Raw genomic sequence first — 14,930 nt, 5'->3', positions numbered from 1 at the left:
GGCTTGACCGTACTTAAAAATCATTATTTTTCTGACCAAAGGAGCGTAACATATATGAACCAAAACCGACCTGTTCAAATGGGCGTTGATTATTATCCCGAACATTGGGACCCTCATCTGTGGGAACAGGATGCCAAATTAATGGCCGATAGTGGTGTACGTATTGTGCGTGTGGGTGAATTCGCATGGAGCCGAATGGAGCCTGCCGATGGGCAATTCGAATGGTCATGGCTGGATCAGGCGCTCGATACCCTTCATCGTAACGGGCTTCAGGTGGTGATCGGCACACCAACGATGACACCTCCGCGCTGGCTCATCGACAAGTATCCCGATATTCTGCCAGTGCTGCCAAGTGGACAGCTGTACCATGAAGGAGTTCGCGGCCATCGCTGTTATAACAGTCCGAGCATGCGAACGTACAGTGCACGAATTGTTCAGAAGCTGAGCGAGCGATATGTAAGACATCCGGCTGTGATTGGCTGGCAGACCGATAATGAATTCAGTTTCACAGATTGTCAGTGCACTGCATGTTCTGAGGCTTTTCGCGAATGGGTTCGTACCCGTTACAATACACTAGAGCAGCTCAACCAGGCTTGGGGTACCGTTGTCTGGAGTGGAGAATACAGCGATTGGGAACAGGTGACCCCACCCTATGGCGGCTCTCCGTTTCAGAATCCTTCCTTCCTGCTGGACTACTCCCGTTTTCAGTCGGATTCCATTGTCGCTTTTCAAACCATGCAAATCGAGATCATTCGACATAACTGTCCAGATCATTTTGTCACTCATAATTTTCATAGCTATCCGCAAAAGGCAGATCAATATAAAATCGGTCAGGATCTGGATTTCGCTTCTTTTGATTACTATCCCAACCCTTCACCGAACAAAACAGACACCGCACCTTACAGTGGCGCATTGTCGTTAGATCTGACACGTGGCATCAAACGCCGCAATTTCTGGATCATGGAGCAGCTAAGCGGACCTCCGGGATGCTGGTTTCCAATGTGGCGCACACCACAGCCCGGCTTCTTGCGTGCTTACTCATGGCAGACTATCGCCCGTGGAGCAGATGCGGTCGTGCATTTCCGCTGGCGCAGTGCCACTATTGGAGCAGAACAGTTCTGGCATGGACTGATTGATCACAGCAATGTTCCAGGGCGACGGTTCAAGGAGTTCCAGCAACTGTGTACCGAAGTGAACAGTCTGGGCGAACGCCTGCAAGGCTCTACATTGCAGAACGAAGTCGCCATCCTGCATTCGCATGATCAGTTAAACGCTCTACGAATTCAGCCACAGGCCGAAGGTCTGGAGTACTACGAAAATATTAAAGTATGGCATCGCGCCTTGACCAAGTGGGGAATCAGTACAGATGTTATCCATTCCTCGGAAGCGCTGGATGGCTACAAAATCATCATCGCTCCGCATTTGTATTTGCTGGACGAGAACACCGCGGAACGTCTGCAAGCTTTTGCAGCGGATGGTGGCATATTGGTCTTAACGCATCGCACTGGTGTCAAAAACGATAACAACCGCTGTGTCATGGCGTCACTTCCAGGTATGTTATCTGCCTGCTCGGGCGTGCGTGTTACCGAATATGATCCCGTCGGTGGTGACCAAATTCAGATTCGGGACGAGAAGAGCAACATATATGCTGCTTCACAATGGGCTGATGTGTTGGAACTGGACACGGCACAGGCGATTGCGGTTTATGCGGATCAATTTTATGCCGAAAGTGCGGCTGTCACCCAAAACAACTGGGGTAAAGGTGCTGTCTATTATGTAGCGACCCAGCCGGACGAAGCTTACCTGAGCCAGTTATTGCGAACCATCGCTGAACAATGTGGCCTCTCCGAGATTCATTCTCTGCCAGACGGTGTCCAGGTGACAACTCGCTCAGGACCGAATGGAACGTTTCGTTTTATCCTGAATTTAAGTCCTGAATCTGTCTCCATTCCGTTGCAAGCATCATACACCAGTGCCTTGGATGGAACTATAAAGGGAACTCGATTGGAACTGGGGCCGTATGATATCGAAATCCTGGAGATTCAATAATATGTAACATCTCTGCAGATCAAAACAAAATGAACCATGAAAAGGCCCGGTATACACGTCAAGTGCATACCGGGCCTTAAAGAATTGGCAAGAACACCGTAAACCCATCTTACTTGATTACAACTTGATGAAATCAGCCATGGAACGAACCTGAATGGCCCCTGCCTTGGAGACAGCACCATCAGATCCTTGCAATTCCTCTCGGGATGTGAACTTGACCTTCACCGGAATGCCAGGAATAAGGTCGAAGAAATTGTCCGAGAACACCCCTTCTGCTTCAGTAGAAATCCACACTTGTTTGGCTAGTACATCACTTTCCAGAACCAGATATACGCCATCATTCTCGGTAACTTCGGTTACTTTAATTTGCGCTGGTTGCAGTGCAATGTCCTTTGATGGTGCAAAATAATGCTCCTGTATGATATCGGCTGCCCCATCCTGCTTCAGATCCATACGCAGCAATGTTGCTGCAGCATCGCGACCTTCCAGCCATTCCGTCTGATTCAATGACAGCACCTGTTGACCAGAGTTCGATGCCAGAGCGACTTCATGCTCTTCCTCACGATAGACCGTGCCATCAAAGCCAATCAGGCGTACCTGGAGCTTGCCTTTCACAGGTTCAAGCTGATCCGAGATGAGGTAAATATCTGTCACATCTTCCTTCGTACCATCTACTGATACCAAGATATCACTGAAGCTGCGTTTCGCGTAATATTGCAGTGCTTTCCAACGTCCGAAATAATCCATACCCGCCCAGGAAGCCACCGGCCAGCAATCGTTCATTTGCCAGTAGAGCGTTCCCATACAGAACGGTTTGCGACGACGGTGAGCTTCAATGGCTGTTTTCATCGCCTCAGCCTGGAGTACTTGGCTCATATAGAGGAAGGATGGGAAATCCTTCGGTTCATGCATGTACATATCCATGTATTGTTTGATCAGACGATTACCTGCCCCGTTCTTCTGATGCGCCAGCATGACTTCAGACTCTAGTGCCAGATCCTCTTCCTCCGCATACTTGCGAACCGAATCATATTCAGGGAAAGACTGGAAGCCATACTCACTCATGAAGCGTCCAACATGAACATTGTAATTCTCAAAGGGCTCCACATTATGCCACACACCCCAATAGTGGATATCCCCTTCCGATGTGGAGGGGTGAGCATGCTGCCTGTCGTCACCCGAAAGTGATACCAGTGGTGAAGAAGGCCAATAATCCACACCAGGAGCATAGGTTTCGACCACTTCCGGCAAAAGATCATGGAAAATAGCTTCGTAATCCGCCCAAATGCGTTCTCTTTGCTCGGCGTTGTAATCTTTTTTCCAGCCCCAGCCGCCATCCTCAATGTAATGTGCCCACGCTGAATCAATCTCGTTATTACCACACCACAGCACAATGCTTGGATGATTACGCAGACGTTTCACATTATCAATCGCCTCATGTTTCACACTGTTCAGGAAAGCCTCGTCTCCAGGATACATGCTGCAAGCAAACATAAAGTCCTGCCATACGAGCAACCCATATTCGTCACACAACTCGTAGAACACGTCTTCTTCATAGAAGCCACCACCCCAGACACGAAGCATATTCATGTTCGACTCGGCAGCAGATACAATCTCATGCAGATAACGCTCACGTGTCACTTCGGTTATGAAGCTGTCGTTGGGAATGTGATTTGCCCCTTTGGCAAAGACAGCAACTCCGTTTAACTCAAAATAAAAGGAGGCTCCCACTTCATCTTTGTCACGAACCAGACGAATGGACCGAATACCCGTTTTGACTGTGGACTCAGCCACAGCCTGTTCGCCCTGAATCACTTCCGTATGGAAAGAATACATATGCGGTTCACCCAGTCCGCGACTCCACCACAGCTTCGGCTCAACAATAGAGATTGGAACTTCCACAGTCTGGACGCCCGGTTTAAGGGTTACAGCCTGCTCCCAGCTCTGTCCATCCGTTCCTACTTGAATAACCGTTTCTACTAATTGTGTAGACTCCACTTCCACAACCGCAGTGAGCGAAGCGGAAGCAGCAGTTACTTCATTTTGCTGAATGAATACATCATTAATTCGTATGTCCGTCCATCCTTCAAGGCGTGCTTCACGCCAGATTCCGCTGGTTACAAAACGTGGACCCCAGTCCCAACCATAATGATACGGGGCTTTCCGTGCAAAAATACTCACTCTTTTGTCGCCTAGTCCCCCCACGTCGGATTGATCATTCGATGCAGGCAGGGCATATCCGAGCTTCTCCAGCTTCGGCAGATCTTCATGGATCGGAGAACGAAAGCGTATTCGTAAAATGTTGCCATTTGCCTTTACAACGGATTTCACGTTGACTGTCCACACCCGGAACATATTGTCTGCCGACAATACATGTTGTTCATTTACATACACATCTGCATATGTATCCAGACCATCAAAAACCAGCTCCAGATGCTGCTGCGACAGCAGTGCTTCATTCACATCAAATTCGGTACGATATTCCCAGTCTTTCTTATCGACCCATTGAACTTCTTTTTCGTTAGTTCCATAGAAAGGGTCCGGAATTTTACCCAGTTTCAGCAAATCCGTATGCACACAGCCGGGTACGTGAGCCGGCAACCATTCCTGATCTTCACAAGCCTTGAACGTCCAATTCTGAAAAGTCTGCGATTGTATTTTGCTCATGACAGCCTCCGTTATCCTTATTGAAGTAGTTTGAAAAACACTTTGTTAGGTTTTGTTATTGTAAAAACGAATAACTTACAAAACAAAATTAACATGATATGCTTAATTCAGTCAATCTGTTTTGTGGATTATTTCTAAAAAATATATCCGATAAACAAAAAAGACATGAAGCCCAATGTCTCCATGTCTTTTCATCCCAAGTTTATAGCGCATTGGCGTGTGCTATTTTTCTCATTACCGATTCACGTTCGTTAACTTTACGGCAAAATAGCATTGTACTCATCACGAATGATTAATTCCGAATAGATCAGCTTTCTTTCAAAAGGCCCGTCCGGATGCTCCATGCGCCATAATAACTGGTCCACCGCACGTCTGCCCAGATTTTCCTTATCGATATGCATCGTAGCAAGAATAGGCTCTGCTGTACGGGTATTATCGAATCCGGTTACTGCACAGCGCTCCGGCACCTCAATGCCTCTGCTTTGAAGTGCACCAATCACAACAGCGGCCATGTGGTCGTTAGCACATACCATCACTTCGGGGATATCCTCCATCTTCATACCCACAATCGATTCCCGAATGTGATCCAGATCAGGTCCCAGCAAATCTGCTTGCTGTGAAACCTGCAGCTGCATCTCTTCCAGTACCGAACGATAACCGAGCCATCGCTCTCTGAAACTGGCTGCATCAGGCAATTGGCCAGCAAACTGCAGCCGTCTGTAGCCTTTTCCAACGAGCATCAGAACCAGTTCCTGCATGCATTTCATGTTATCTGTAAATATCGTGTCTCCATGAATTGCCGGGTCTTCATGATCAACCATCACAAGTGGAATATGCAGTCGATAAATCTCGAGCAATACGGATGTGGAGATGGAACCGACGGTAATAATTCCGCTGATGGCTTCAGGATTAAGCACAGAAAACATGCGATCCGAGGAAGGTTCCGTCAAGGTTAGGATATCCATGCCCTTCTCATTCAGGCGTGCAGATATTCCATCAAAGATGGGACCCCAGTACAGGGAGGAGCGATTCTGAGAACGAATGTTAGGAAACAAGATCAGAATAGTCCCCTGTCTATCTATCTTCATCTCCTGTTCAGCAGGGGTTTCCACTAGATAACGTTTCGGTTCCGCTTTGAAATATCCGAGCTGTCCTGCCGTCCTGACAATCATCTCCCGGGTATGTTCACTGACACCAGGTTTGCCGGTCAACGCACGAGAGACTGCGAATTTGGATACCCCCGCAGCATCGGCAATTTGCTGCATGGTTACTCTTTTGGCCATCTTTCTCACCCGTTTTTCCTTTATTTTTCATTTAGTGTAGCATAAAAAAAGAGATTCAACAAAACAAGTTATGAAAAGTTTCATTTTGTTAGGTTGAGGATTTGCTATAGATTTTTAAAATTGCTCAAATAAATAACAAAAAAAGTTCCTCCACCACCTTCACAATGAAGTTGATGGAAGAACTCTTGCTTTATTTCTAAATTATACGCCCGGTGCTCCCTGATCTCCCAGTTCGGTCTGCAATGCTGTCCGCTTTCTGCGCCAGAATACCGGATAAGGGACTTTGATCTCCGTTATCAGGACACCAATGAGCATCAGTGCTGCACCCGCATACCCTTGCAGTGTAAGGGACTCCCCTTGAAAGGTAAATGCAAATGCTGCTGCAAACAGTGGTTCGAGCGAAAAGATCAGACTCGTTCTCGTTGGTGATGCATGCCGCTGGGCCAGAGTTTGCAAAATGTAGCCAATGCCGCTGCAAAGTACCCCCAGTCCTATAATGGCAGCCCAAGATTGTGGTGTGTCAGGTAAACGTGGTGTCTCCAGGAGAAATGTAGCAGCCAGCCCCCACAGGGCCGCAACGCCTAGTTGAACCGTTCCCAGCGTTAGTGGATCATGCTTCGGCGTATACTTGCCAGCAATCATAATGTAGATCGCGTACACTAATGCTGCGAGAATGCAAAGGATATCCCCCATATGCAGACTAAGCTCATGTTGAAGTGTCAACAATGCAAGCCCGGTTACCGCCACGAGAATACTTATCGTTAACCGCAAGTCTGGCATTCGCCGGTGCAGAATTGTCGTCAGGATGGGCACAAAGATCACTGCCAAACTGATCAAAAAACCTGCCTGGGAAGCCGTTGTGCGCTGTACTCCATACGTGATAAATACAAAGGCAGCGAATAACGCTGTTCCCATAATAGCCCCTGCTGCAAGTGTTCTGCGGTCCATTTGGAACAGTCGCCGATGGAAAAGAACAGCCGCCGCGATAAAGGCAATTCCAAACCGGAAAGCGACCAAATTCAACTCCTGTATGGACTCCAATCCTGATTTCATAAACAGATAGGATGATCCCCATATTACCGTTGCGAGCAGCATCTGCAAATCCGCTCTTCTTGATGCCTGACCTTGTGGTGCACGTACTCCGTTCATCTTGCTTCGACCTTCATTCTATGTATTGTAATCTGACCAAGGCTCTGTCGAACTAACTCGCCTTGGCAAGTATAAACGATCTCTTTGCATTATAAAAATGAATATTTATAATAGTTAATATGAAATAAAGTCATGTATTAAATGAAGAGAGGAACGGAATCTTTCATGTCATTGGTCAAATACGAAATTTTGAATGCCGTAGTGGAATACGGCAGCCTCACCAAAGCAGCAGAAGCATTGAATATTACCCAATCTGCCGTCAGTCATGCCATCGCCAGTCTGGAGACCGAGTGTGGTTTTTCACTGCTGAATCGAGGCCGCTCCGGTGTACGACTTACTGCTGAAGGGGAACGTATTCTGGGCTATACTCGTGAAATTCTGCGGTGGACGGAACTGATGAACCAGGAAATTTCATTAATTCGCGGCGCCGAGATTGGAACCGTGCGTATTGGCACCTTCGCCAGTGTATCCACGCAGTGGCTGCCTGGTATCCTGAAGCAATTTCGCCTCGGTCATCCCGGCATCGAAATTAAGCTGTGGGAGGGGGACTATGCTGAAATTGAAGGCTGGCTGGCTGGAGGTGCCATCGATCTTGGTTTTCTGTCCCTTGGCGATTCTTCACCTTTTGAGACGATTCCATTACAAAAAGACAGGATGATGTGCATCCTGCCTCTGGAACATCCACTCGCTACGGAGAAGTCTGTTTCATTTGATGTACTGCTGGAACAACCCTTTATTTTGCCTAAATGGGGTGGTGATAACGAGATCGAACGGTTGATCCGGCAGCATGCGGCCAAGCTGAATGTGGTCTATGAGGTCGCCGAAGATCAGGCCATCATGGCGATGGTTCGAAACGGTCTGGGCATCAGTCTCTTGCCTGAAATGGTTCTTCAACACCATACGAACGAGCTCGCTCTTGTTCCTCTCACTGGAGATCCTTTTCGTACCATTGGCATCGCATGCCCGTCTCTCACCAATCTGTCTCCTGCTTCACGTCGTTTTATCAGAGCGGTACAGGAATGGCTAACTCCATCGTTCTAACCGACGTTACTTATAAATTGTATAATGCCAATGACCAGCATGAGAACAAATACAACGGCAATCACAATTGCAAAACCAATCAGGAAGCGTACACCGGGTGAGCGTCTGTTCGCATGTTGAGCTTCTGCCAGGTAATCCAGCTTCTGCTCAAGCCGGTCAAGTCTTTCGTGCACTTGTTCTTGTTCGTGATTCGAATTCATCCAATCATCTCCTTTAGATTAATTGTTATCGCTCGATTACATTAGTTTTACTCCCATACTCGATCCAGTTGATCTGCATAGAAACGGATGGCTCTGCTGTAGTCGGTTATTCCCTTATCTTTTGATGTTTCGGCCAGTTGTACAAGCAGCCGTCTCATAGCCTCCGCATGCTCGCCCAGATTGTAGAGCACCATGGCAAGAAAAACTTCAAATTCCCGGTTCTCCGGGAATTCATTTAACCCCTTTTCAAACCAGGCCTTCGCCTGCTCATACTGCCCCAGAGTCCGATATGTGCTGCCAAGTCCAAGTATGGCACCTGTCCTGTCCTCAACCGGAAGCCCCAGACTTAGAGCCTTCTCATAATGCGGTACTGCTTCCCGCTCCAGTCCAAGTGAATCATGAGCCCAAGCCAGCTGGTACCAAACCTGTGCATTGTCCGGTTCATGTAATGCCAGTTCCTGCAGCAGCTCTATCGCCTCCTGCATTTTCCCCTCCGTTCTCAAGAGGATAGCCTGCTGTAAATCATTCATTTACTCCACTTCCCATTCTTCCAAAATCATTTTCCATAGTATAATTATAACAAAAAAACACCCCGAGAAGTACGCCCGGGACAACCAGAGGTTGTCCAAGCCTATTCTACAGCGTGCTTTTTCGTAAGATGCCAGCTACCTTGACATCTTCATATTCGAATATTTCACAAAAGTACAAAAGTGATGAGTTGCTCAGGACCAGGTTGTGTTTGCCACCATGACAATGAATACAACCATGAGATAATTGACGGAGATCAGAAAGTTAACCTTGGCCCATTTCTCATTATCCTGAGTTTTCAATCCGCTTAGTGTATGGACAAACCAGATCAGACCACCAATGACGGATACAAGCAGAAACACAAGCCCAACATAGTTGTAGTAATACAACAGAAATACAGCAGGAAGCAACAGAAACACGTAAGGAATCATCTGCACCTTTGTACGCTTCACACCTTTGACTACCGGCAACAGTGGGAAACCGGCTGCACGATATTCTTCCACTCTGCGAATCCCGAGTGACCAGAAGTGAGGTGGCTGCCACAGGAATAACAGCGCAAACAGCAACCAGGCACCTGCATCAATCTGATTGGTTACCGCACAATAACCGATTACAGGCGGCATCGCCCCCGCAATTCCACCCAATGACGTACTCCAGGTCGAGCTGCGTTTGAGCCACATCGTGTAGATCACGATATAAGCAAACCATCCGAGCAGTGCCATCCAACCGGATAACGGATTGACCAGGAAGTACAGCAGCACAAAACCAACCACACCAAGAACAATTCCATACCCCAATACAAACTTGGGTTTAAGATGATTGATGTAATCAATCCGTTTTTTGGTGCGCTCCATCTTCTGATCCAACTCACGATCCCAGTAGTTGTTAATGACACAAGCCGAAGCGATGACCAAGGTTGATCCAATCAACACCATGAGCAGAGATATCCACGAGATATCCCATTTTGAAGCGACCCAGAACCCTACCGCTACCGCAAACACATTCAGCCGCAAAAGTCCGGGTTTCGTTAATGCAATCATGTCTTTAAGCATGAGAAGCCTCCTGAACTATGTAAAAACACCATTCCTATAATGATACATGTACATACCATGAATTACAATCTCCTTCATGAATTTGTCATAAGCAAAAAGCATCCCTGCCGGTTCAATGAAACCGGAGGAATGCTTAACCGTTGCATTTGATCTAATTTTAAGGGATGTACTGCTGTACAATTTTTGTCACTTTGCCGTCCTGCACAGTGAGGTGATACGGGAATACGGACAGATCAAGAATATTGGTATTGTCATACAAGGATTCAAACTTGCTGAGCGCCACGGACTCATTCCATTGAATAGTAGTGCCCGACACTGTTCCATCACGATCATACAACTGCATCAGCACTTCAGCATTCGCACTTACTTCTACCTTTTCCTGCTCTTTGCTGTCATTGACAATATAATAACCATCAGGAGCACCATCTATACCCGAGTCCGGATTGCGTTGTTCAAAAACTTTATCGGCCTCTTCCCCTTGGTACCAGCCAATCTTGTCTACAATTAAATACAATTTACCGTTCTCATGCTGTATGTCATTCACATACGCTGTAAACATCTCGGAGTTAGCAGCCTGCGCTTTGGCAGAAGCCTGTACAGAGTCCCTGCTCTCCTCAGCGTTCGCTGGTGTAAGTAAATATGTAGCAAGCACAATCATGCCAAGCAATGCAACAGCCGCACCCAGCATTCGTAATTTCCATTGTTTCGCCGCGTTCTTCATAGGCAGCATCTCTCCTTATTATGAACGTTACTATTCCTTAACCGGAAGGCTTACTCTTCAAACGCTCATATGAATATTTACTCTTTCTTTTACTCTCTCTATCATAACGGGTGTACACCCTGCAAAAGTATCAGCCAGATGAAAAATAGTTACAATAGATGTCATCAAAAAGAAACCCTGAATGCCATGGCATCCAGAGTCTCTATTGGCTTAGCTTTTCGTTGCAGCTAAATTTTAATGATTCGGGGTTGAACCTTGTGCCAGACGCACAAGCATATGAGCCAGCATATGGCGTTCTTCCTCTTTCCCGACATTCCACAGTTCTTGCAGCAACTTCTCTTCACGGTTACGCGGCTCTTCCCGGGCTGCCAAATAGTCTGCTACTTTCTCGGCAATTTTGGCCATCTGCTCCTCACCTAGTCCAATCGATTCTCCCATTGCAATTCGTTTGCCCAGATAGCCTTTAAAGGTATCAAAATTCTGTAAAATCTGTTCCCGTTCCTCCGGCGCAATCTTATCAATCGCATTATCTACCTTGTCAGTTGAAACTTGGCCATCCTTATGGATAACATGATTTTGTTCATTCATCTGAAAAACCTCCTTGAGAATAATTGCTTTGTGATATGTAAGCAAAATGCTTAATCATACCAGGTTATCTATAATATAAACTTCTCGCTGGAGATTAATCAGACCATTTCTATCCTTTATCCATCTATTGTCTCTTTAGGGATGCTTCGTAATCGCCATACTACCAGAGCTCCCCACATATACAGTATGGCACTCAGATAAAATAAAACATCAATCGTCAGCCAATCAATCAGCACACCGCCTACAATAACCGCAAATCCTGACACGGCGGATGTCCAGAAATGATAGTGACCTACAGCTGGGCCACGCTGCCCAGCCACCGTATTATCGGCGAGCAGCACTCGTTCACTCATTCGCTGCATCGCATTGCATGTCCCCATCATGATTTGCAGCAGCAGCACCCAGATGTAGGAAATGACCCACGGAAATGCGATCATGGCTGCGGCCATCCCCACCGAACTTACTATAAGCCACTGCTTGGCGTGTCGATCCATCCGGGGAGCGAGCCATTGTGAAGCAGCAGCCGAGCTGATTGTAAATACGGCAAAGGCAAGCCCATATTTGGAGAAGCTGTTACCCAGATTTTTGAGAAACAAAAGATAATACGGATAAATCATGCCCGAAGCGAGCGTAACCATGCTTTGAGATCGAACAAGCCACTTGATATTCATGGATGATTTCCTCCATACTGCTCCATAAAATAGTTCATAAAAAGATGATTGGGGTCAACCTTTTCTTTGGCTGCAAAAAACTCATTCTTTCGTGGATAGGCCTGTTCGAACTGCTCTGGAGTTGCATAACCTGCATAGGGCAGATAATATGTTCCGTTATATCGAAGGACGGCATGGATCAGCTGCTGCATACTTTCCTTGAACTTCCCTTGTTCTTCCTCGGACAATGAAGCGTGAAATAAACAGACAAGACCGAACATATCCTGCGTTGCATAAGAAAGCACAGCTTCTTCATCATGTTTCACATACCTGACTGTAATGTTAAGCAGATCCAATTGCTCCTGGGATACAATCTCACCCATCTCCTGAACAAATGCGGGAAAGGCATCAACCGGAATAAAATATTCCTGCAGCAGATCATTTTCGCCGGGCTGGTGATACTCCATAAAGGCAGACGCAGAAGCCATCGCATTGTTTCGGCTGAGCCTCTTGCCATCCTGTGACTCGAAGTATCGCTGCTGCAGCGGCCAAAACCAGGCCTGCCCCCACTCGAATTCACGGTTCAGGTTGAATAGAAGTTTGCTCGTGAGCACGCCCCTTTCACGTTCATCCAGATGATTATAATCATCCAGTGAAGCCGTAGGATCATAGGCATAATTCAATGCATACATCTCGCGAAAGTAACCTTCACCCGGCTGAACTGAAATTCGGGCCAGATGCATACGCATCATCGGGTCTCCCAGGATATTCTTTTGAAAATAAGACGGGTAGTCCTCAACCTGCACCTGCTCCGTTGTGAGACGATAGACTTCGTCATCCGTTAACGTCAACGTAACGTCCAGAATTACGCCAAACAGTCCGTAACCGCCGAGAACAAGCGGGAAAAGCTCGGCATTCTCGGTGCGACTTATTTGCCGAATTAGACCGTCTGCCATCAAGAGATGGAAGGAATCAACACTTTCAATCAAGGAACCCTGCTGAAGCTCTCGACCATGTGCATTTACACTGATAGATCCGCCTACGGTGAAAATATTTTGGGACTGCATATTTTTGACCGCCAATCCATATGGATTAATGGCTCGCTGTAGGTCAGCCCAGGTCGCTCCAGCCTGCACACGCACCTTTTTGGCATCGGCATTGACTTCCAGCACTTTGTTATACGAGGTCATGTCTATGACAATGCCGTCTTTATAATAGGTGTGTCCTCCCTGACTATGGCGCTGCCCGGCAATCGATATCGTCAGGTTTCGCTCTCGGGCATCCTGGAGCAGTTCAACGAGCTGCTGCTCTTCATGACCTTTCACCACACGTTCAACCTTAACCGGATGAAGGCGGCTGTAGTCGGTAATCAGATACGGATTCTGATCATCGCTATCTGTCCTCCAATATGTCCACACACATAAAATCAGAAGTAACAGGAGCATGCTCGTTTTTTTGAACAGATGAACTCCTCCTCCCCTAACACTTAGCGTTTCAATTTGATTTAATTGGTTAATCGTTTACATATACATTACAAGGATTGGATATGTTAAGGAACACCTTAAACATACCTGAATAAGGAGGAATTTTCCATGAATGAACATAAAAAAGAACGAAAAAACAAAGATCTGCAGCCCGGTGTGAATGCAATTATTCAACCTGACCCGGACAATCCCGGACCAACGGACATGATTGAAGAAGCCGTAGGAGAAATCGTAGACAACATCACCCATCCTCACAAAGCCAAAACAACAGAGACCCGCAATACAAACAGCAAATAATTTCAGACCATACTTTTGTAAACAGCTTGCGTACAACGCAAAAAGTCCTCCAACCTTTGTCTTAACGGTCGGGGGACTTTAAAATTGTTTTTTCTATGAATGGGGCTGTTCACCATCTGCATTTTAATTTGCGTTTAGATCTGCTTCACCTTATTTTCCTTTTTCATCTGTTGCAATGCCTTGTGAATCCAGATCGCAGCAATTGAGCCTTCACCCATGGCAACCGTAGCTTGTTCCGCGTGCAGACCCAGATCCCCGGCAATCCATACATTAGGGGCAGCCTGCATGCTGCGTGCGTTGGCTTCCACGTGTTTATTTTCCGCAATGACGGCTCCAAGCTGCTCTGCCAGTTCATAATGTACACGATTGCCTCCAAATGCGACAAATCCACGCTCTGACTCATATATCTGTCCATCTTCCGTCAATACACCTGTAATATGGCCATCCTCCATCTGTTGCACTTCTTGAACGGCCGCCTCAAGGTAACGAACTCCTGCCTCTTTCATGCTTCGATGAAGCTCAGCGGAGATTGGCGACTGCTCATGGTTGATGTACAACAATTCATTCGTGCGTTGAATCAAAACCATAGCCATGTTTGCACCGGCTTCGCCTGCACCCAGCAATATCGTGCGCTGGTCCTGAATCTCATATCCATCGCAATCCGGGCACACATATACTGTTCGTCCCAACGTAGGCCTTAATCCCCGAATAGCGGGTATTCTGTCCGTTAGTCCGGTTGCCAGCAAGACTGTTTTTGCCATATATTCAGAGCCGGAAGAGCCGAACAATCGAATCTGTTCTCCCCGGCGTCCTGCCTTAATGATACGGTCTTTCTCAAAAGACACTCCAGTCCGCTCTGCCTGCATTCTGCCTTTGGAGCGCAGCTCTTCACCGGATACTCCATCGGGAAAACCAAGAATATTATGATAGGTTCGGCATAACGTTGATCTGCCTTCTCCGGCGTCCACTACCAACACCCGATGGCAAGAGTAACGCCCCATCTGAATGGCTGCCTGAAGTCCTGCGAGTCCTCCACCTACTATGATGCAATCATACTCTCGCATGCTCCATCTCCCTCCTATGCTTCTATCTACTCATATGTTATTGGACAGTTCACTATCCTTCTATCCATTTACACCATTCAACCAAAATCAAACGTGATCCGTTACAACTTAGCTTTTACCAAAATAAAATAACCCAAACCATCCGTCTGAATAACGG

Annotated in this window: 14 protein-coding genes; 3 read left to right on the top strand and 11 right to left on the bottom strand. The window is 46.9% G+C overall.

From position 1 onward, the window contains the following. Nucleotides 1-54: 54 nt before the first annotated feature. A complete protein-coding gene (locus tag BMY78_RS08220; RefSeq protein ID WP_090896542.1) occupies nucleotides 55-2,049 on the top strand; it encodes a beta-galactosidase in 1,995 nt (664 codons plus the stop codon). A gap of 117 nt (nucleotides 2,050-2,166) precedes the next feature. On the opposite strand, the gene BMY78_RS08215 is transcribed toward BMY78_RS08220, so the two are convergent. The 3 genes from BMY78_RS08215 to BMY78_RS08205 all read right to left on the bottom strand — a co-directional run bounded on the left by BMY78_RS08215 (nucleotide 2,167) and on the right by BMY78_RS08205 (nucleotide 7,148). Continuing rightward, entirely contained in the window at nucleotides 2,167-4,716 is a 2,550-nt protein-coding gene (locus tag BMY78_RS08215; RefSeq protein WP_090896540.1) for a beta-mannosidase, read from the bottom strand. Between the two features lie 257 nt (nucleotides 4,717-4,973). Then, the gene (locus tag BMY78_RS08210; protein ID WP_090896536.1) at nucleotides 4,974-5,999 is read right to left on the bottom strand and encodes a LacI family DNA-binding transcriptional regulator; all 1,026 of its coding nucleotides are present in this window, start codon (nucleotides 5,997-5,999) and stop codon (nucleotides 4,974-4,976) included. Nucleotides 6,000-6,200: 201 nt separating this feature from the next. Further along, entirely contained in the window at nucleotides 6,201-7,148 is a 948-nt protein-coding gene (locus BMY78_RS08205) for a DMT family transporter (protein ID WP_090896534.1), read from the bottom strand. 165 nt (nucleotides 7,149-7,313) lie between these two features. Between BMY78_RS08205 and BMY78_RS08200 the strand changes: the two genes are divergently transcribed. Beyond that, nucleotides 7,314-8,189, top strand: a complete 876-nt coding sequence (locus BMY78_RS08200; protein WP_090896530.1) for a LysR family transcriptional regulator — start codon at nucleotides 7,314-7,316, stop codon at nucleotides 8,187-8,189. Here the strand turns inward: BMY78_RS08200 and BMY78_RS08195 are convergent. The 7 genes from BMY78_RS08195 to BMY78_RS08165 all read right to left on the bottom strand — a co-directional run bounded on the left by BMY78_RS08195 (nucleotide 8,186) and on the right by BMY78_RS08165 (nucleotide 13,373). Continuing rightward, complete coding sequence (locus BMY78_RS08195; RefSeq protein WP_090896527.1) at nucleotides 8,186-8,389, bottom strand: hypothetical protein; 204 nt, start codon at nucleotides 8,387-8,389, stop codon at nucleotides 8,186-8,188. The two genes, BMY78_RS08200 and BMY78_RS08195, sit on opposite strands and share 4 nt — an antisense overlap. Before the next feature lie 47 nt (nucleotides 8,390-8,436). Next, nucleotides 8,437-8,919 carry a tetratricopeptide repeat protein gene (locus tag BMY78_RS08190; RefSeq protein WP_090896526.1) on the bottom strand — a complete coding sequence of 161 codons (483 nt, stop codon included), beginning with the start codon at nucleotides 8,917-8,919 and terminating at the stop codon, nucleotides 8,437-8,439. Between the two features lie 192 nt (nucleotides 8,920-9,111). Continuing rightward, entirely contained in the window at nucleotides 9,112-9,969 is an 858-nt protein-coding gene (cyoE, locus tag BMY78_RS08185) for a heme o synthase (protein WP_090896523.1), read from the bottom strand. A 157-nt stretch (nucleotides 9,970-10,126) separates the two neighbouring features. After that, the gene (locus BMY78_RS08180) at nucleotides 10,127-10,690 is read right to left on the bottom strand and encodes a hypothetical protein (protein ID WP_090896521.1); all 564 of its coding nucleotides are present in this window, start codon (nucleotides 10,688-10,690) and stop codon (nucleotides 10,127-10,129) included. A 234-nt stretch (nucleotides 10,691-10,924) separates the two neighbouring features. Next, on the bottom strand, nucleotides 10,925-11,278 hold the full coding sequence (locus BMY78_RS08175; protein WP_090896516.1) for a DUF3243 domain-containing protein: 354 nt from the start codon (nucleotides 11,276-11,278) through the stop codon (nucleotides 10,925-10,927). A gap of 116 nt (nucleotides 11,279-11,394) precedes the next feature. Beyond that, complete coding sequence (locus BMY78_RS08170; protein ID WP_090896512.1) at nucleotides 11,395-11,949, bottom strand: MFS transporter; 555 nt, start codon at nucleotides 11,947-11,949, stop codon at nucleotides 11,395-11,397. Next, nucleotides 11,946-13,373 carry an FAD-binding oxidoreductase gene (locus BMY78_RS08165; protein WP_090896509.1) on the bottom strand — a complete coding sequence of 476 codons (1,428 nt, stop codon included), beginning with the start codon at nucleotides 13,371-13,373 and terminating at the stop codon, nucleotides 11,946-11,948. Before BMY78_RS08165 ends, BMY78_RS08170 begins: the two co-directional genes overlap by 4 nt. A 147-nt stretch (nucleotides 13,374-13,520) precedes the next feature. On the opposite strand from BMY78_RS08165, the gene BMY78_RS08160 reads away from it, so the two are divergent. After that, nucleotides 13,521-13,709, top strand: a complete 189-nt coding sequence (locus BMY78_RS08160; RefSeq protein WP_090896506.1) for a hypothetical protein — start codon at nucleotides 13,521-13,523, stop codon at nucleotides 13,707-13,709. A 134-nt stretch (nucleotides 13,710-13,843) separates the two neighbouring features. On the opposite strand, the gene BMY78_RS08155 is transcribed toward BMY78_RS08160, so the two are convergent. Continuing rightward, on the bottom strand, nucleotides 13,844-14,773 hold the full coding sequence (locus BMY78_RS08155) for an NAD(P)/FAD-dependent oxidoreductase (RefSeq protein WP_090896503.1): 930 nt from the start codon (nucleotides 14,771-14,773) through the stop codon (nucleotides 13,844-13,846). Between the last annotated feature and the right edge of the window lie 157 nt (nucleotides 14,774-14,930).

The organism is Paenibacillus sp. OK076, assembly GCF_900110055.1.
Lineage (GTDB): Bacteria > Bacillota > Bacilli > Paenibacillales > Paenibacillaceae > Paenibacillus.
This window is presented reverse-complemented; position numbering and strand designations above follow the sequence as displayed.